Origin of the sequence: Rufibacter ruber, assembly GCF_014138425.1 — a bacterium.
In the GTDB taxonomy this organism is placed as follows: Bacteria; Bacteroidota; Bacteroidia; order Cytophagales; family Hymenobacteraceae; genus Nibribacter; species Nibribacter ruber_C.
Map to the genome: position 1 here is coordinate 225,072 of NZ_JACJIQ010000008.1, position 17,476 is coordinate 242,547.

The 17,476-nt window shown below is 48.1% G+C and carries 13 protein-coding genes; 4 read left to right on the plus strand and 9 right to left on the minus strand.

Annotated elements, in window-relative coordinates; all coding sequences use genetic code 11:
* The first annotated feature begins 15 nt into the window (after positions 1–15).
* Positions 16–1,077 (plus strand): RluA family pseudouridine synthase, encoded by a 1,062-nt coding sequence (locus tag FHS90_RS11610; protein WP_182513160.1) that lies wholly within the window; start codon positions 16–18, stop codon positions 1,075–1,077.
* Positions 1,078–1,748: 671 nt separating this feature from the next.
* On the opposite strand, the gene FHS90_RS11615 is transcribed toward FHS90_RS11610, so the two are convergent.
* The 7 genes from FHS90_RS11615 to mazG all read right to left on the minus strand — a co-directional run bounded on the left by FHS90_RS11615 (position 1,749) and on the right by mazG (position 8,522).
* Positions 1,749–3,230 carry a tetratricopeptide repeat protein gene (locus FHS90_RS11615; RefSeq protein WP_182513161.1) on the minus strand — a complete coding sequence of 494 codons (1,482 nt, stop codon included), beginning with the start codon at positions 3,228–3,230 and terminating at the stop codon, positions 1,749–1,751.
* 40 nt (positions 3,231–3,270) lie between these two features.
* Positions 3,271–4,194 (minus strand): PstS family phosphate ABC transporter substrate-binding protein, encoded by a 924-nt coding sequence (locus FHS90_RS11620; RefSeq protein ID WP_182513162.1) that lies wholly within the window; start codon positions 4,192–4,194, stop codon positions 3,271–3,273.
* Positions 4,195–4,589: 395 nt separating this feature from the next.
* Entirely contained in the window at positions 4,590–5,414 is an 825-nt protein-coding gene (locus FHS90_RS11625; protein WP_066835114.1) for an energy transducer TonB, read from the minus strand.
* Positions 5,414–5,947, minus strand: a complete 534-nt coding sequence (locus FHS90_RS11630) for an ExbD/TolR family protein (RefSeq protein WP_066835112.1) — start codon at positions 5,945–5,947, stop codon at positions 5,414–5,416. The genes FHS90_RS11625 and FHS90_RS11630 overlap by 1 nt, the downstream gene beginning before the upstream one ends.
* Before the next feature lie 12 nt (positions 5,948–5,959).
* Positions 5,960–6,562: an ExbD/TolR family protein gene (locus tag FHS90_RS11635; RefSeq protein WP_182513163.1), complete on the minus strand. Its 603-nt coding sequence runs from the start codon at positions 6,560–6,562 to the stop codon at positions 5,960–5,962.
* A 29-nt stretch (positions 6,563–6,591) separates the two neighbouring features.
* Positions 6,592–7,449, minus strand: coding sequence for a MotA/TolQ/ExbB proton channel family protein (locus tag FHS90_RS11640; RefSeq protein ID WP_066835108.1), 858 nt, complete (start codon positions 7,447–7,449; stop codon positions 6,592–6,594).
* Between the two features lie 248 nt (positions 7,450–7,697).
* Positions 7,698–8,522 (minus strand): nucleoside triphosphate pyrophosphohydrolase, encoded by an 825-nt coding sequence (gene mazG, locus FHS90_RS11645; protein ID WP_066835106.1) that lies wholly within the window; start codon positions 8,520–8,522, stop codon positions 7,698–7,700.
* Positions 8,523–9,401: 879 nt separating this feature from the next.
* Here mazG and glmM point away from each other — a divergent pair.
* From glmM to FHS90_RS11660, 3 genes are all read left to right on the plus strand, one after another.
* Complete coding sequence (glmM, locus tag FHS90_RS11650; protein WP_066839585.1) at positions 9,402–10,796, plus strand: phosphoglucosamine mutase; 1,395 nt, start codon at positions 9,402–9,404, stop codon at positions 10,794–10,796.
* Between the two features lie 174 nt (positions 10,797–10,970).
* Positions 10,971–12,113, plus strand: a complete 1,143-nt coding sequence (locus FHS90_RS11655) for a cysteine desulfurase family protein (RefSeq protein ID WP_182513164.1) — start codon at positions 10,971–10,973, stop codon at positions 12,111–12,113.
* A gap of 452 nt (positions 12,114–12,565) precedes the next feature.
* Positions 12,566–13,540, plus strand: a complete 975-nt coding sequence (locus FHS90_RS11660; RefSeq protein ID WP_182513165.1) for an L-threonylcarbamoyladenylate synthase — start codon at positions 12,566–12,568, stop codon at positions 13,538–13,540.
* Positions 13,541–13,549: 9 nt separating this feature from the next.
* Here the strand turns inward: FHS90_RS11660 and FHS90_RS11665 are convergent, their stop codons facing one another.
* On the minus strand, positions 13,550–14,752 hold the full coding sequence (locus FHS90_RS11665; protein ID WP_182513166.1) for a PIG-L family deacetylase: 1,203 nt from the start codon (positions 14,750–14,752) through the stop codon (positions 13,550–13,552).
* A gap of 188 nt (positions 14,753–14,940) precedes the next feature.
* The gene (locus tag FHS90_RS11670) at positions 14,941–17,139 is read right to left on the minus strand and encodes a S9 family peptidase (RefSeq protein ID WP_082893822.1); all 2,199 of its coding nucleotides are present in this window, start codon (positions 17,137–17,139) and stop codon (positions 14,941–14,943) included.
* Positions 17,140–17,476 lie beyond the last annotated feature (337 nt).

A 17,476-nucleotide genomic window follows, 5' to 3' on the forward strand; every position in this document is an offset into this window, starting at 1 on the left:
AGAAAACTACAGAGTATGCTGCAGCCCGACAGGTATGATGAAGAGGACATTGTAGAGAGTTCTGACTCTGATGAACTCTATGAACACCACAGAATTGTGGTTGATAAGGGGCAGGCGCTGCTTCGGCTGGATAAATTTTTAATGGACCGGTTGCCCAATGTAACCCGCAATAAGTTGCAAGAGGCAATCAAAGTAGAATCTGTGCGCGTAAACGGGCTGCCTATCAAGTCCAGTTACAAGGTAAAGCCACTTGATGTGATTACGGTTACATTGGCCACACCGCCGCGAGAGACCGAATTACTGCCTGAGAATATCCCATTGAACATTGTCTTTGAAGATGAAGATGTGTTACTGGTAGATAAGCCGGCTGGCATGGTGGTGCACCCAGCCTATAATAACTGGTCTGGTACGCTAGTGAATGCCTTGGTCTACCATCTGCAGAATCTGCCTACTTCCAGAAACGGTGAGATCAGACCAGGGCTGGTGCACCGTATAGACAAAGACACCTCTGGCCTTTTGGTGATTGCTAAAACTGAATTGGCAATGGCCCACTTAGCCAGACAGTTCTTTGACCATTCTATTGAACGTACCTATTACGCTTTGGTGTGGGGAGTCCCGGCAGAACCTAAAGGGACAATAGTGGGGAATATTGGCCGTAGTGCAAAGGATAGGAAAGTAATGGCTGTATATCCAGACGGTGATTTTGGGAAACCGGCTATCACGCATTATGAGGTGCTGGAAAGTTTCCATTATTGCAGCCTGATTAAATGTAATCTGGAAACCGGACGAACGCACCAGATACGTGCTCATATGAAACATCTGGGGCACCCACTATTCAATGATGCCACGTACGGTGGCGACAAGATCTTAAAAGGCCAGCCGGTTGGATCTTACAAGGCGTTTGTGCAGAATACCTTTGACATATTGCCCCGGCAGGCATTGCATGCCAAGTCGCTTGGATTTGTACATCCAAGAACCCATGAACAGATCCAGTTTAACTCAGATTTGCCTTCAGATTTTATGACGGGTCTGGAGAGGTGGCGGCAATATGGGGAGGTAATTAACAGTCGGTTATAAGTTGGCCAGAGGTACAAGTTATGATGGGTTCAATGTGCATATTTATATGAGACGTGTTGGATGATTATGGTGCTTCTTCTGCCAAAGTAGATTAAGGTTGCTTTGCAGAGTTATATTTTGTAAAAGCCTGAATCATGAACGAATAAGGTGTATTTATTCCGAAGTCAGAGTACCTTACTTTTTGTGCTTGAAGAGTTCTCTAATCTTGCGAGTTTATCATTGAGAAGCTTCTGTAGTAATTGATAGAAGCGAATGTATCCGTTTATTTAGGTAATCAGTAACTAAACAGAAAGACCTTTGTTTAGTTGTAATACGGGCAATTTTCATTCGTCAAGCTAGACTCCTCTCCTGGTTACAGAAACAACTCTTCAAATTACTCCTCTTACTATATGTCTGTTTCCGGCCTGTTTTTTGTATATCAGGCTAAAACCAGTCTTCCGTCTTTAGGATATTCTATTAGTTAGGAGGGGGCACTTTAGAAGGCTTCTTTTAGAAATTTTAATTTAATTCTTCCTTTGCTGAAAGGCGTGGTTCAGTTAACAGAATCACATATTCAGAAGTGAAACCTTGCGTCTGTTTATTGGCTACTTTTCTGAAAAGAAGGTAAAACCGGCTATAAACTGATCATAAAAAAAGCCCCTCAATTTTGAGGGGCTTTTTTTATGATCAGTCTATTTTAAAGCTTTTAGACCATCTGTAGCTTGTACATTGGTAGGGTCAAGAGCTTTTACTTCCTGCCAGTGTTTTGTGGCATTTGTCTTATCTTTCTTCAGATAATAGTAATACCCTAAGTAGTTGTTGGCTGTCACCAAATCCTTCTTGTATTTCTCTTTGTCTCCCGAGGTTACCTTAATGAACTCCTCATAGTGTGGCTTGGCTAAACCCTCTGTACTTTCCGGGTCAAGGTTGGAGTTAACACGGGCCCTCCACAGGTGTCCATACGCATAGGTAGGATTGTTAGTGGTGATTATAGCATATACACTATCTGCCGTCTTATAATCTTCATTCAGTTCATGGGTGTAGCCATAATAGAACAAATCTGTATTGCTTGGTGGTGTAACGGCAAATTTTGCCTTATACGCCTCAATCGCTTTCGGATAGTTCTTTAAAGTGGTATACTGCTTAGCTAGCAAATCATCATATAATGGGTTCTTTGGATCCAGCTGTTTTGCTTTTGTGATGACATCTACAGCCTCCTGCGTCTTTTTGTTAGCCACTAAGATATTGGCGTAATACTCATAGTCAGAAGGAATACGCTTAGACTCATCATACTTTGCAAAGTAGTTGTTCATGGCTTCCAGTGCCTTCTCGTTCTGCTTGGTATCCAAGTACGTGTAAGCCAGCAGACGATTCATCGCAATGTTGTCTGGGTCACTTTTCAGCACCGACTGAATTTCTGGTAGGGCAGTAGTATAATCCTGGGTCAGGTACAGAATAGAGGCATACTTGGCACGGGTCTCTGGCGTATTCTCTGCCATAGAAACATACTTCTTGATGTACTCAGAGCTTTTAGGCATCTGGTTTGCTCTATAATACAGCTCTGCCAATTCTAAGTACGTAGGGGCGTAGTTAGGATCTGCGGCCAAGGCTGCCTCCAGAGCTTCTTTGGCTGCCGGAAAGTTTCTTGACTGCACATATAATTGTCCCTTACGCAGGTAGGCTTTAGGGCTTTTACTGTTTAAGGCAATGGCTTTATCATAGTTGGCCATTGCTTTGCCGCCATCAATGTTCTTATGGTTCAGATAGGCGTCACCTAGCAGAACAAAGGCGTCAGCATTTTTTTGGTCTTTGCTTACTGCATCTTCTAAGACAGCAATGGCTGGGGCCAGATCTTTCACACCAGCATCAAGATAGGCTTGACCTATCATGATCTTGATGTTGTTGTCTTTAGACTTCGTCATTTTCAAAGCCCTGTCAAACAATTGCTGCGCCTCAGCAGTCTTGTTCTGAACCAGAGCAGCCTTTCCTTGTTTTACAAGGTCAGCGGCAGAGGCATCTTGTGCAGCAAGAGTTGAATATGTTGAGGAGTAAGTGGCATTGGCTATGTGTTCAAAGCTACCAGAACGCAACCCGTTAAAGCTGTGGGCTGAGACTCCAGCAGCCGAGAACAGGGTGGCTGCCAAAACTCCATACGTTTTCCAGTTCTTAATCATTAGGTATGTTTGTTTTGAGTTAGTAAAACTTTTTAAGCATTTATTGGGCAAACCCCACAATTCGTACCGGCATTGATGCCGGAACAAGGCCAGATTTCAAAATGATACGTTGCCCTTTGTCACCAGCAATGAAAGATGCAAATCCTGTGCCAAGACCTGCACGGGCTTCCCGGCTTATTATAAAAACCTCTCTCCTTAGCGGATAAGTTCCTTGGGCCAGGTATGCTTGGTAAGGCTGTACAAAATCGTCTTCAGAAGATGGCTTTTCTTTAGTACTAATTCCCACTACGTTTATCTTGTTCAGGAAGCTGGTTGTGGTGCTGTCATCACGGTCACTGATCCAGTTTACTCCAATTACCCCAATGGAGTTTCTATTCTGCGCTACATAATCAACCAGGTTACTGTTTGAGCTAGAAGCATACGTATTGCCCGGCAAAGGCTTCTTTTGGTTAATAGAGTCAACTATAAACCTGGAGGTGCTGGAGTTGCTGTTATCAAATACAATAGTGATAGGGGCATCTGGGGCAGATGAGTCCAGCTGTTTCCAGGAAGTAATGGTGCCGGTGAAAATATCCCGTACCTGCTGCATGGTAAGGGTAGTGTCTTTGTTGTCTTTGTGTAAGATAAGAGCCACCCCGTCAACCGCAATTTTGGTGATTCTGGGGGTAATCTTCAATTTTTCAAAGGCCTGTTTTTCTTCAGAGGTCAATTGTCTGGTGGCTACTACAAAGCGTACCGTGTCATTAATTAAATCTTGCATGACCTGGCCCTCTGGTTTATATGCCGCCTCTACATTGGCATACTTGTAGAGATTCTCAAACGTATGAATTTGAGATTCAATAATGGGGGCAAATGTTTCGTCAACACTTATTGTGATACTCCCAGAGGTAGGGGTATCAAGCGTTTTACTGCCAGACGTGTTACAGGCAGAGACAGAAATGGCAACAGCGCCTGCTATGCACATGTTTTTCAGAAAGCTTCTACTCCTCATAGCGTCTGTTCTTTTTAAAATATTCCTGGTAAGCCCTTACAAATCTAATAAAACCATAGAAAACGAGCAGACCACCTATTATTATTTTGTACTCTTTGGGGAGCGCTATTTGGTCTGGGCTTGACAGTAATACGTACAAGCCAAAACCAAAGTATATGAACACCATTACCAGGGAAACATATTTCATAATGTTATGGTAGGCGCTGGTAGGTTTCTTCTGGGGCGGCCTTCTTTGATACGTCATTCTCTTTTGTATTTGAAATAGAGATAAGAAATAGAACAAGGCAGGTTGGTAAAAAAGAACTCCGGGAACCGATCATCAAGTGATCATCGGTTTCCGGAGTTTTTTCTATTTAGCTGAAGAGTCCTTATTTGATCACAATACGGTAAGGAACTGTATATTTCACAGAAACCTTACGACCATTTTGTTCACCAGGAGACCATTTCGGCATGCTCTTGATTACCCGTACAGCCTCTTCATCTAAACCATAACCCAAGCCTTTCAAGACTTCAATCTGGCTTATTTCACCAGTTGGGCCAACCACGAAAGAAAGTACTACAGTACCTTCGGCGTTGGCTCTGGTTGCGGCAGATGGCATCCGGAACTTGTCTGCCATGTACTTCATCATAGCAGTCTGCCCGCCGGGGAATTCAGGCATTTTCTCAACGGCAATGTACACTTTCTCTTCAAAGACTTCTTGAACAGGGCCAACTGGGCCAGTCCCGTTCTCAATGCCTTCTAAGGTAGGTGGTGCCGTAGGGTCACCTTTCACCGTGGCAGTTCCTGCATCTGTTTTCTGCAGTTCCTTTACGTCTGGAATCTCTTCCTTGGTAACTTCTTCGTCTTTCTTCACTACCGGAGGCGTGAACTTAACGGTAGAACGCACTGGTGGTGGCGGTGGTGGTGCATCTGGTGGCGGCGGTGGTGGTGGTACTACCTTCTCCACAGATGGCGGAGCTGCTAAGTCTACCACTTTCACTACCGGAGCTTTGATCACTTCTTCTTCTTCTTTGAACATTGACTGTATCAAAGGAATACTCAAGAAGAGAACGAAAAGCAGGATAGCGATAATAATAGCGCGGTTAACATGCTTGTAATACAGCTTACGCAGCATGAAGGCTCCATACTCTTTGTTACGGCCTTCAAAGACCATTTCATCAAGAGTGGCGGTTGCTAAACGTTGATTATCCATTATTGCCCTCCTTCAGTTTTTCTAAGTAAACCAGCATCTGCGTTGTCCAGCTCTACAATAGCGTATTTCTGAGTTCCAGTGATGGCCATTTCATCTAAGATATCTACCAGATTCTTATAAGAAGAGGTCTCATCTGCTTTGATCAGAACTACCAGGTTAGGGTTAGCTGCGATTGACTCAGCAACTACTTTCCTAATTCCTTTTGCAGACCAGTCACTTTTTTCTAAAGCAGGAATGATGCCTACGTTAGGTTGGTGCAGTCCGCGGTAGTAGTAAACACCATTATCAGCTCCCAGCAATATGGTGAAAGCATTAGACGCTTTCAGTTCCATCTGCTCTTCTCTGTCTTTTGGCTTCACCGGCATGTTGATCTCCATGATCTGCGGCTTAGCCAAGGTGGTGGTCATTACGAAGAATGTAAGCAACAGGAAGCCTAAGTCTACCATGGGAGTCATGTCTACCTTGGTAGAGCCTTTCTTGGCCCGTTTCTTACCGCCTTCGTCGCCGCCGCCTTGCTGTTGTATTTCTGCCATTTCTTTTCCCTTTTAGTTACGAGGTTTCGCTTCCATGTCAGTGATCAGATTGAAACGGTTTACATTTTTATCCTGTAAGATTTCAATCACACGGCCTGCCACCGGGTATCCTGCCGTCTGGTCTCCTTTAATGGCTACAATAGATTGAGGGTTAGAATAACGGGCTAATTGTACCCAGTCACCCAGCTCATTTCTTGCAGAATCAATAGGAATACCTGGCTGGTTCACCTTTTTCATGTCATCCGGCTTCAGGGATAGGTAAGACTTCAGCTGCGAAATAGGCATCCCAAAGGAGGCTAAGGTAGAAAACGTCTGCTTCTCAGCATCTGTAAAGGCTACCCCATATTTCTCACTGACCTTATCTATCAGTCTCAGTTTAGTGTTTTTGTCATCTACACCAAAGAAAACCCGCTCATCATTACCAATGCTAATGGTGATAATGTTGGCATCTGGGGCTTTGATTTCTGTTGTTGCAGAAGGCGTATCCACTACCAGCACTTCCTCTGGTGCGAACTTCGAAATCAACATGAAGAACGTTACCAGAAGGAATGCCAAGTCCACCATGGGGGTCATGTCCAGGGATGGAGAGGTTCTATGTACTTTTACTTTTGGCATTTTGGGTTCCTTCTAAATAAGAAGTTCAATTAAACAGCTCTATTGCTTTCAGTATGATTTGCAGCATACGTCTGGATGATGCTGTAAGAAGCCTCATCAATGCTGTAAGTCAACTCATCAATTTTGCTGGTAAAGAAGTTGTACGCGATGATAGCGATGGCAGAACCAGTAATACCAAGAGCGGTGTTGATCAACGCCTCAGAGATACCGTTTGCCAGCTGGGTTGCGTCTGGGGCACCACTTGCCGTTGCAAGGGCCGCGAACGCTTTAATCATACCCAATACTGTCCCAATCAGACCTACCAGAGTAGAAACAGAGGCAATAGTTGAGATGATTACCAGGTTTTTCTCCAGAATTGGCAATTCAAGGGCAGTTGCCTCTTCAATCTCTTTCTGGATGGCCAGGATACGCTGATCTTTGGTCATGCCATGCTCGTTGTGCATTTCCTGGTATTTCAACAAACCAGCTTTTACAACGTTACCTACTGACCCTTTTTGTTGGTCACAGATAGCAATAGCACCGTTGATGTCATTCACATTCATTTTCTGGCGTACGCTACGTACGAAAGACTCAAGGCCTTTACCACCTTTTGCTTTGCTGATGGTTAAGAAACGCTCAATTGAGAAAGTGATTACCAAGATGTTAATCGCGATCAAAATTGGTACAATGAAACCTCCTTTGTAAACCTGACCTAGCATGTTGCCAGGAAGTGGGTGGTTTTCATTGTTTCCGCCTTCAAAGTTGGCTGGGTTACCCAAGATAAACAGGTAAATACATACCGCAGCGATAATTGCTATTGGAATAACGATGCTTGCAAACATTGAGCCTGCTTTGCCTTCACTCTTTTGTACTGGTTTTGCAGCTGCAGGTGCACTCTTTTTTTCCATTGGTTCTAAAAATTTAGGTTTAGTTGTTTTGTGTTACTGTGTTTGTTAAAAATAATTGTTGTTAAAAAGTAAATGCTCTTTCTGCTTTAATAATTCACTTGGGCTTTATCTATTCTTGTTTCATTAAAGCCTTCTGGAGCAACATAAATACAAGCCTAGGGATTTAAACGCAAAATATCAAATAATACCCATAAAAAAATACAAAATCTACAATTGGCTCTTGGTTAAGTTTAAGTTTTTAGAACCTTTTACTTTGGGTTACTTTTTGTTTTGGCTTCATTCCAATAGGCATCCATTTCTGGCAGTGACATTTGCTTTAAGCTTTTTCCTGCTTTTGCCGCTGCTGCCTCCAAATACTGGAACCGCTGTATGAACTTTAGATTTGTCTTCTCTAAGGCCTCCTCAGGGTTAAGATCCAGAAAGCGGGCAAAGTTGATTAGTGAAAACAGGACGTCCCCCAGCTCGCTGGTGGCTTTTGACTTGTCTTCAGGGGTAAGGTGAGGTTTGTTGAATTCAGCCTGGAACTCCTGCATTTCCTCTTCTACTTTCTCCCAGACTTTTGACGGTTCATCCCAGTCAAAACCAACACCGCGGGCCTTCTCTTGTATGCGCATGGCTTTTACCAAGGCAGGGAGTGATGAAGGAACGCCCCCTAAAACAGATTTATTGCCTTCTTTCAGTTTTAAACTTTCCCAATTCTGTTTTACCTCCTCTTCTGTCTCTGCTGTGGTGTCGCCGTAAATGTGCGGGTGCCTGAACACCAGTTTGTCACACTGGGCGTGAAGCACCTCAGCTAAGTCAAAATCACCGCGCTCAGACGCTATCTTAGCATAAAAAACCAGGTGCAGCATCACATCTCCTATCTCCTTCTTGACCTCCGGCATGTCTTCCCGCAAAATGGCATCAGACAGTTCATAGGTCTCCTCAATGGTGAGGTGGCGTAGGCTGGACATGGTTTGTTTGCGGTCCCAGGGGCATTTCTCGCGCAGCTCGTCCAGAATATCCAGCAGCCGGCCAAAAGCCTCCAGTTGGGCTTTCCTAAGGTCAGAAGCTGTTTGCTCAGGTGTAGTCATAATGCAAAGATAACGCAATGTTATGTCTTGGTAAGACGTGTCTGGTTCCTTAATGATTTGATAACAACGCTTTGGTGGTATCCTTTAGGAAAGTGCCAGAAAGCCAAATCCTTGATCTGCTCTCTGATGGTATAAATGTCTCTCTCTGTATGGAATAAAAAGTGCGCTTGTCGCTTTCATACTCTCTAGATGCGGCGCTTTGGGTAATTCCATAAAAGAAATTCAATTTTATTTCAGAGATATCTTAAAAAGGAAAATCTGTCATCTGGTTCACGGTAAGGGTAAAAGAGTTTTTATCTAGTTCAGCCTCTCTTTCTTATCTGGTTAACCAACCATCTACTGTAATTCCTCTCCTTTTGTTCAACAATTTTTGTGTTTGCCTGGCTGCGCAGCTGAAACAGGTGAGCCAACAACAGGCGCTGCGCATGGGGCAGGCGCTTGTCTGGCAGAATTTTCTGCAGCGTCCTGCCTTTCTGGTGCTGTCTCTACAAGGGGCATGTATACACTTAAAATATTTCTGTTTTCGGCCTGTTTTCAGAAAAACAGGCCGAAAACAGAAATCCTGGCTGCCGGTGATAACGAGGTGCCTGAGCCGGTGTGGTGTTGAGGGAGTTTCTTGCCAATTTGCTTTTACAGCAGGCTGCCGTGGTCTGTTGTGCCCCAAAACGGCAGTAAAAGAACCTGGTTTTGGCCTTTTTACTCCGCAATGCTGCTGCGCAGCTTACCGCCGGCCCATATCAGAGCCTTTTGCTCCCCAGATTCGCCAGTAAAATCAAAAATCAGAAGCTCTTAGAACAGATATACAGAAGGGAGAGGCAAGGCAGTTGCAACAAATCAGCTTGATTTTACTACTTTTGCAGGAATTAAAAATATCAAACCGTGGCATTAATAAAGTCAATTTCAGGAATAAGAGGCACCATAGGGGGGGAAGTGGGTCAGGCGCTAACACCGGTAGATGTAGTGAAGTTTGCGGCGGCGTATGGCACCTGGATGCTCCAGAACACCAGTAACAACACCATTGTCATAGGCAGAGACGCCCGCCTCTCCGGGGACATGGTGAACCGTCTGGTGGTGGCCACCCTGCAGGGCCTGGGCATCAATGTGATTGACCTGGGGCTTTCCACCACGCCAACCGTGGAGATGGCCGTTCCGGCCAAGAAGGCAGGAGGGGGGATCATCCTCACGGCCAGCCACAACCCCAAGCAGTGGAACGCCCTCAAACTTCTGAACCAGCACGGTGAGTTCATCAATGACGCCGAAGGCAAGCGCGTACTGGAGATTGCGGAGCAGGAGGCGTTCAATTTTGCTGACGTGAACAAGCTGGGCAAATACACCCAGAGCGACAAGTTTATCAAGAAGCACATAAAGGCCATCACAGACCTGCCTTTGGTAGACGTGGAGGCCATCAAAGCCGCTAATTTTAAAGTGGTGGTAGATGCTGTGAATTCCAGCGGCGGGTTTGCCGTGCCCATGCTCTTAGAAGCCCTGGGCGTGACCCAGATAGAGAAACTCTACTGTGAGCCAGACGGAAATTTTCCGCATAACCCTGAGCCGCTGCCCGAGAACCTGGGTGAAATCTCCCGCCTGATGGAGAAAGGCAACTATGATGTGGGCATTGTGGTAGACCCAGACGTAGACCGCCTGGCCCTGGTGAATGAAGACGGCAGCATGTTTGGCGAGGAATATACGCTGGTGGCCGTGTCTGATTATGTGCTGCAGCACAAGGTTGGCAACACCGTCTCTAACCTTTCTTCTACCCGCGCCCTGCGTGATGTCACTGAGAAGGCCGGCGGCACCTATTTCGCCTCTGCCGTGGGCGAGGTGAATGTGGTGAATATGATGAAGGAGCAGAACGCGGTAATGGGCGGCGAAGGCAACGGCGGTATCATCTACCCGGAGCTGCACTATGGCCGTGACGCCCTGGTGGGCATTGCCCTGTTCCTGTCCCACCTGGCAAAATCAGGTTTGCGCATGTCCGGCCTGCGGGCCAAGTACCCAAACTACTATATCTCCAAGAACAAGATTGAGCTGACCCAGGGCATTGACGTGGACGCTATTCTGGGCAAAGTGCAGAAGAAGTACGCCAAGCAGCCCATCAATACCATTGACGGGGTTAAGATAGAGTTCAACCGGGAGTGGGTGCACCTGCGCAAATCTAATACTGAGCCCATTATCAGGATCTACGCCGAGTCAGACAGCCTTTCTACGGCTGACCACCTGGCCAACAAAATCATTGCTGACATCAAAGAAATCATCTCAGACAAATCTGAGTAACCCCATTTCTGTTTTTTGGCCTGTTTTTCTGAAAACAGGCTAAAAACAGAATACTGCCTAAACCTGCCGCCGTTGCCAAACTAGTCCTGCTACTTGTTACGTGCTGCCTGCTACTCACAAAGCTATGAACCGTTTCTGCTGTACCTGTTGTTGTTGTAAAAACTAAGATTCCCCATGCGTGTATATTTAGACAATGCGGCCACCACGCCGTTAGACAAAGAAGTTTTTGAGGTAATGGCTCCCTTCATGCTGGAGCACTACGGAAACCCCTCTTCTATACACGCCCACGGGAGGCAGGTGCGGGCAGCCCTTGAGGGCGCCAGAAAGACCGTGGCCAATTTAGTGAATGCGTCTCCCTCAGAAATTTTCTTTACCAGCGGCGGCACTGAGGCAGACAACCTTGCCATCATCTGCACCATCAGGAGCCTGGGCTTAAAGCATGCCATTACCTCGCCCATGGAACACCACGCGGTCTTGCATTCGCTGGAAGTGCTGGAGAAAAACGGCGAAATAGAGCTCACTCTGCTGCGCGTGAACGAGCAAGGGGAACTGGATCTGGCCCATCTGGAGCAAACCCTGGCCAGCCACCCCCGCACGTTTGTCTCTGTCATGCACGCCAACAATGAGGTGGGCAACCTGAATGACATCTCGGCCATTGCCGAAATCTGCAGGCGTTTTGATGCGGTGCTGCACTCAGACACGGTGCAGACCATGGGGCATTATACCCATGACGTACAAACCTTTGGGGCTAATTTTCTGGTGGGTTCTGCCCATAAATTCCATGGTCCCAAGGGCGTGGGTTTTATCTATGTAGACTCGGCCATCAAGATACATCCTTTGATTCAGGGCGGTTCGCAGGAGCGCAACATGCGCGGGGGTACTGAGAACGTGTACGGCATTATTGGCCTGGCCAAGGCCCTTGAAATTGCTTACCGTGACATGGACGGGCACCACCGCCACATTCAGCACCTGAAAGACCGCATGATTGCCCGCCTGCGTGATCAGATTGAAGACGTGCAGTTCAACGGCCTTTCCGCCCAAGGTGACAAAAGCCTCTACACCGTTCTGAACGTGAGCCTGCCAGCCTCAGACATGAATGAGATGCTGCTCTTCAACCTGGACATCAACAAGATTTCCGCCTCCGGCGGAAGCGCCTGCACCAGCGGGGTTGACCTGGGCTCCCACGTACTCAGAGCCATGGGCGCTGACATGAACCGTGGCCATGTGCGCTTCTCGTTCAGCAAGTACAATACAGAAGAAGAAATAGACTACGCCGTGGCCACGCTGGCTAAGCTGTACCAGAAAGAGACGGTGTAGCCGAGAACTGCCTGCCGTGCGCCTATAAGTTTCTGTGAAAGAATAGATTTAAAGTCCCCGCCTCTATTGGTGGGGATTTCTGTTTTTAGCCTCTTTTTCTGAAAACAGCCTCAAAACAAAAAAGCAGAGTTTCTTCCTCTTGCTCAGCGAAAAAGCTAAAAGAGTGCCACGGAACAGTGAACCCAGCCGGGGAACAGTGAAAGGGGCGGCAGTAACCTCCGCGCCAGTGTAGTCAGTGTCTGCCCCGCAGTGCCGCTTGTTCACAAGACCTCGTCGCAGTGTCTTCCAGACCTGCGAGTGTCTTTGCCATTAGCCCTTGCCACCACACACGCTATCAAGAGAATAACGCAGATGCGTTTTTGGCCTGATTTTCTAAAAACAGGTCAGAAACGCAAACGCAATAGCTGAATTTCAGCAAAGGCCGTAGTAGCTTTGCAAGACAGAACAGAACCATGGCAGACATTGGCATAGATTTATTAAAGGCGGCTACTTATCTAACCCAGGGCGATCTGGTGGCCATACCCACTGAAACCGTTTACGGCCTGGCGGCCAATGCCTATGATGAGGCGGCGGTGGTCAAGATATTTGAGGCCAAGAACCGCCCCGCGTTTGACCCGCTCATTGTACACACCCATTCTATGGAAGAGGTGGCCTCCATTGCCCGCGAAGTGCCAGAGGTAGCCTATCAGCTGGCTGAGCGCTTTATGCCCGGCCCCCTGACACTCATCCTGCCTAAGTCTGAGAAGGTGCCGCTTTTGGTCACGTCTGGCCATGACAGTGTGGGCGTGCGTATTCCCCGGCACCCGCTCACGCTGGAGTTGCTGAAGCAGTTGCCCTTCCCCTTGGCGGCACCCAGTGCCAATCCGTTTGGGTACGTGAGCCCCACTACTGCCCAGCACGTGCAAGACCAGCTAGGGGAGAAGCTGCCCTATATTATTGACGGCGGGTCTTGTCTGGTGGGGATTGAGTCTACCATCATCCGGTTAGACGGCAATGAGGTGGAGGTGCTGCGGCTAGGCGGGCTGGCCCTGGAGGAGCTGGAAGAGGTGGTGAACGTGTCCAAAGCCAGAATCAAAACCTCGTCTTCTAATCCCGCCGCGCCCGGCATGCTCAGCAGCCACTACTCACCCCGCAAGAAAGTGCTGTTGGGAGCCATTGAGACGAACCTGAAAAAAGTAGATGCTTCCCGGGTGGGGGTGATTTCCCTGCAGCAGGCGTTTCCCGGGGTGCCGGAAGACCACCAGATTCAACTTTCCCCGGCGGGGGACGTGAGCGAAGCGGCGAAAAGCCTGTTTGCAGCACTTAGGGCGTTAGATTCCCTGGACCTTGACGTGATCCTGGCGGAACCAATGCCCGAGCAGGGGTTGGGCCGTGCCATCAATGACCGCCTGCAACGGGCCAGTTTTCAGCAGAAAAACGGGGAATGAATAGAAGGGCTAGGGCGTGTACAGCAGTTTAGAGCAGTAGTTTTTGGTGCCAATTCGTAAAATGCTCAGATAGATGCCCGGCGGCCAGGCGTCATTGGCCTCAACCTTTATCCTATAAATGCCTGCCGGTTTCAACTGCTTAGGAAGCTCAAAAATCTTTTTCCCCGTGGGGTCTGTGATCTGCAGCTCCACCTCCTGCGCCGCCGGAATAGAAAACAGGAGTGTGGTTTGGTCCTTGAACGGGTTGGGGTAGTTGGGCTTCACCGTAACCTGGGTAGTGTCTAAGTAAGGAGGCAACCCCTGAGAGGGTGATTCTATTACTACATTGCTACTGCCCGTTTTACCTCTGTTTGGGTTGGTGACTGTTCTAACATACATGCGCGGCAGGCAGCTAAGGTGCCCCCTGTCCCAACTGTTATCATAATGTGCCGCTGAGAGTGTCTGGCTGTACACTGCAAATAAGGCAGCCTTGTTGATCAGGTCTTCTGGGCTTAGGTTTGGTTCAAAGCCAGAAGCGTTGTAGTTGATGTAAAAATTATTTTGGTTGGCCAAGCCTGAGGAGGCGGCAACAGCCAGTTTGCCAGACATAAGATGGTCTGTATGGTCTCCTTTGTTCTGTGACTCATCTGTGTCAGTGCCATGCACTGAAATGTGTTGAAAGTGAATTGATTCCCGCTCCAGAATACCGCGTACAGTTGCTTCCAGGTCTTTCCAGCCGGTATAGGTTGTAGAGTTGTCAACTGCGGTCAAGCTGGAAATGGCAGCAGTATGGAGTTTTTTAAGACTGGCGTTGTGCGTGTTGGGGAAACCACTGCCGTCAAGGTTCCCATCAGGCAGCCGCAAGAAATAGCTGACCGTATTTTTATAGTAATACACCGCAACAGAATGCCCTTTGACTTGAAGGGTTATAAATTTTCTCGTGCCGGTTTTCCCAAAGGCGTTGGCGGCAAAGGCCGCAGAGTTATTTGCCCCAGCCTCCCGTGCTTTCCAATAGGCTTCATCTTTTTTATTTGCCTGGCCGGCGGTCAGGTAGATGAATACCACCTTTGAGTTGGGTTTGACAATGTCTTTATAGGCGTTTGCCCCCATGAATAGCTGCCAGTCATCTTGGTGGGCCATCACGTAAAAGGAGACATTTTTCTTAGGGCTGTTCTGCCCCAAGAGCGTAATTCCGTAGAAAGCCAGGAGCAGAGTCAAGAGAAACCGTTGCATGCAAGTAATGCGTTAGGGCTTGTAGTTTGAATGAATCTACAAGATGGGTTATTAGCCAGATAGAATGCTGAATTCTCGTTTAACCTGCTTATTAACAGGCTTAACTGGCGCTTTTCTGCGCCTAAGGTAAAACAAAGGCGCCAGCCCTCCCTGGAGAACTGGCGCCCTTGCCTCAATACTCGCGTGGCTTATAGATTACGCAGCACAAACTCCGTCATTTTGGTGAACAGGTGAATAGTGGTGTTGCCGCCACTGATGCCATGATTCCGGTTAGGGTAGTAGGCGCTCTCAAAGGGGCGGTTGGCTTTCACCAGCGCGTTGGTCATCTCTATGGCGTTCTGGAAATGCACGTTGTCATCTCCGGTGCCGTGTATGAGCAGATAGCGGCCTTTTAACAGATGCGCGTACGTCACGGGTGAGTTCTTGTCATAGCCGTCTGGGTTTTCCTGGGGCGTTTTCAGGAAGCGCTCCGTGTATATGGAGTCATAGAAACGCCAGTTGGTTACCGGGGCCACCGCAATGGCAGCTTTGAACACATCAGCCCCTTTGGTGATCGCCAGGGAACTCATATACCCGCCAAAACTCCAGCCCCAGATGCCTATGCGGCCTTTGTCAACGTACGGCAGGTTACCCATGTACTTGGCACCTTCAATCTGGTCAAGGGTCTCATAGTGGCCCAGGTTGCCGTACGTTACTTTTTTGAAATCTGCGCCGCGGCCACCCGTGCCCCGGTTGTCAATCACGGTGATGATGTAGCCCTGCTGGGTGAGGTAGCTGTGCCAGAGATAGTTTCTGCCGCCCCATTTGTCCATCACTTCCTGGCTGCCGGGGCCGCCGTACAGGAACATGAGCACGGGGTACTTCTTGTTCGGGTCAAAATCAACGGGCTTGATGGTATAGCCGTTCAACGTTACGTTCTCAGACGTCTTAAACTGAAAGAACTCGGCCTTGGGCAGGTTGTAATTGGCCACGGTAGACTTAAGTTTCTCATTGTCTTCCAGCACCTTTACCGGCTTGCCTTCTGAGGTGAACAGCGTTACCACGCTAGGTGAATTGATGGTGCTGTGGTAGTCTAGGAAATAGGAGTGATCACGGCTCATGTTGATCACGTGCGTGCCCTTAGCGGGGGTGAGGTTCTTCTTGCCCTTTCCGTTCAACTTGATGCTGTACAGGTGGCGCTCCAGCGGCGAAACCTCGGTAGAGGTGTAGTACAGCACGCCGTTCTTCTCATCAACGCCGTAGAAGTTGTCCACCTCCCACTTGCCCTTTGTGATTTGGCGCACCAGCTTCCCGTTAAGGTCATAGAGGTAGAGGTGCTTGTAACCGTCTTTCTCTGAGCTCTGGATAAACTGCTTGCCGTTGGCCAGATACGTCAGGTCATCTGTGATGTCAATGTAGGCTTTGTCTTTCTCAGTGAGAACTACTTTGCTTTGGCCGGTAGTAGAGTTGGCGTGCAGAATCTCCAGGGTGTTCTGCAGGCGGTTCATGCGCCTGATTGACAGCAGGTTGGGTGAGTTGGTCCAGTTAATGCGCGGGATGTACTGGTCGTTCTCATTGCCAATGTCCATCTTTACGGTTTTACCAGACGCCAGGTCAAAGGTGTAGATAGCCACGGTAGCGTTTTTCTCACCCGCCTTAGGGTATTTGAACTTGTAGTCTTTGGGGTAAAGCGGGCCCCACACCTGCATGTTGTACTCGGGCACCTGGCTCTCGTCAAACTTGTAGAAGGCAATCTGCTTGCCGTCTGGAGACCAGAAGAACGCCTGTGCGAAGCTGAATTCCTCTTCATACACCCAGTCTGTGCCGCCGTTGATGATGAAGTTCCACTTACCGTCTGTGGTAATCTGGCGCTCCTGCATGGTGGCCAGGTCTACATAGAACAGGTTGTTGTCGCGCACAAAGGCCACGTACTTGTTGTCTGGCGAGAAGGTGGCGTAACTCTGCTTTCCGCCCTGGCTCAGTTTCTGCAGTTTCTTGCCGGCGCGGTCATACACGTAGAAGTGGCCTTTGCTGCTGCGGCGGTAGATGGGCTCGTGTTCAGTCTCAAAAAGGATTTTGGTTTCGTCTTCACTGAAGCTGTAGTTGTCATACCCCAGCGCTTTGCCGTCTAGCTGAAGATCCTGCCCTTTCAGGATAATGCTGTGCGGCTGACCGCTGCGCACGTCCATCTGCACAATGTCTACGGCTTTGTTGGCTTGGTCAGCCACCTGGCTTGAATAATATTGGCCATTCCGCATCCAGTTCACGCCGTACACTGACCGCGCCTGGAACGTGCCCTTCCTGAAAATGTCATCTAAGGTAAAATCCTGCTTCTGCTGGGCATAGGTGCTCACTGTCATCAGGAGACAGGCGGCTACTACCAACCAGCGGTTCATGCTATGTTTCATGTAGTTTGTTAGAATGTTCGTAGCCTTAAAATTAAGCAAATATTTCAAGAATGGCTTCGGCCGAAGGAACGTACGTTTTGGGGCTGAAATCAGAAAAGTAGGCGGGAAACGGAAAGTAATTGGTTTTCTTCTTTGGCGCATGCTACATCACAGTTTTCCTGCACGCATGCCGTCCCCCTTTGAAGGGGGTAGGTAGATGACAAAGACAGTAGAAGAACCATCAGTTTTAGATAATTGAACGGCAAGCCGATTCTCGGGAATGCATGACTCTGTACAACTAACTCAGCACGAGAAATCATCAGTCTGCCCCTTTGGAGGGGGGACAGAATGTGTGCAG

Excerpts from the sequence above, each read along its gene's own strand:
- FHS90_RS11615 (WP_182513161.1), bottom strand. The coding sequence starts at position 3,230 with ATGATTAAGAACTGGAAAACGTATGGAGTTTTGGCAGCCACCCTGTTC.
- mazG (WP_066835106.1), bottom strand. The coding sequence starts at position 8,522 with ATGACTACACCTGAGCAAACAGCTTCTGACCTTAGGAAAGCCCAACTG.
- FHS90_RS11610 (WP_182513160.1), top strand. The coding sequence starts at position 16 with ATGCTGCAGCCCGACAGGTATGATGAAGAGGACATTGTAGAGAGTTCT.
- FHS90_RS11670 (WP_082893822.1), bottom strand. The coding sequence starts at position 17,139 with ATGAAACATAGCATGAACCGCTGGTTGGTAGTAGCCGCCTGTCTCCTG.
- FHS90_RS11660 (WP_182513165.1), top strand. The coding sequence starts at position 12,566 with ATGGCAGACATTGGCATAGATTTATTAAAGGCGGCTACTTATCTAACC.
- FHS90_RS11635 (WP_182513163.1), bottom strand. The coding sequence starts at position 6,562 with ATGCCAAAAGTAAAAGTACATAGAACCTCTCCATCCCTGGACATGACC.
- FHS90_RS11620 (WP_182513162.1), bottom strand. The coding sequence starts at position 4,194 with ATGTGCATAGCAGGCGCTGTTGCCATTTCTGTCTCTGCCTGTAACACG.
- FHS90_RS11625 (WP_066835114.1), bottom strand. The coding sequence starts at position 5,414 with ATGGATAATCAACGTTTAGCAACCGCCACTCTTGATGAAATGGTCTTT.
- FHS90_RS11665 (WP_182513166.1), bottom strand. The coding sequence starts at position 14,752 with ATGCAACGGTTTCTCTTGACTCTGCTCCTGGCTTTCTACGGAATTACG.
- FHS90_RS11655 (WP_182513164.1), top strand. The coding sequence starts at position 10,971 with ATGCGTGTATATTTAGACAATGCGGCCACCACGCCGTTAGACAAAGAA.
- FHS90_RS11640 (WP_066835108.1), bottom strand. The coding sequence starts at position 7,449 with ATGGAAAAAAAGAGTGCACCTGCAGCTGCAAAACCAGTACAAAAGAGT.
- FHS90_RS11630 (WP_066835112.1), bottom strand. The coding sequence starts at position 5,947 with ATGGCAGAAATACAACAGCAAGGCGGCGGCGACGAAGGCGGTAAGAAA.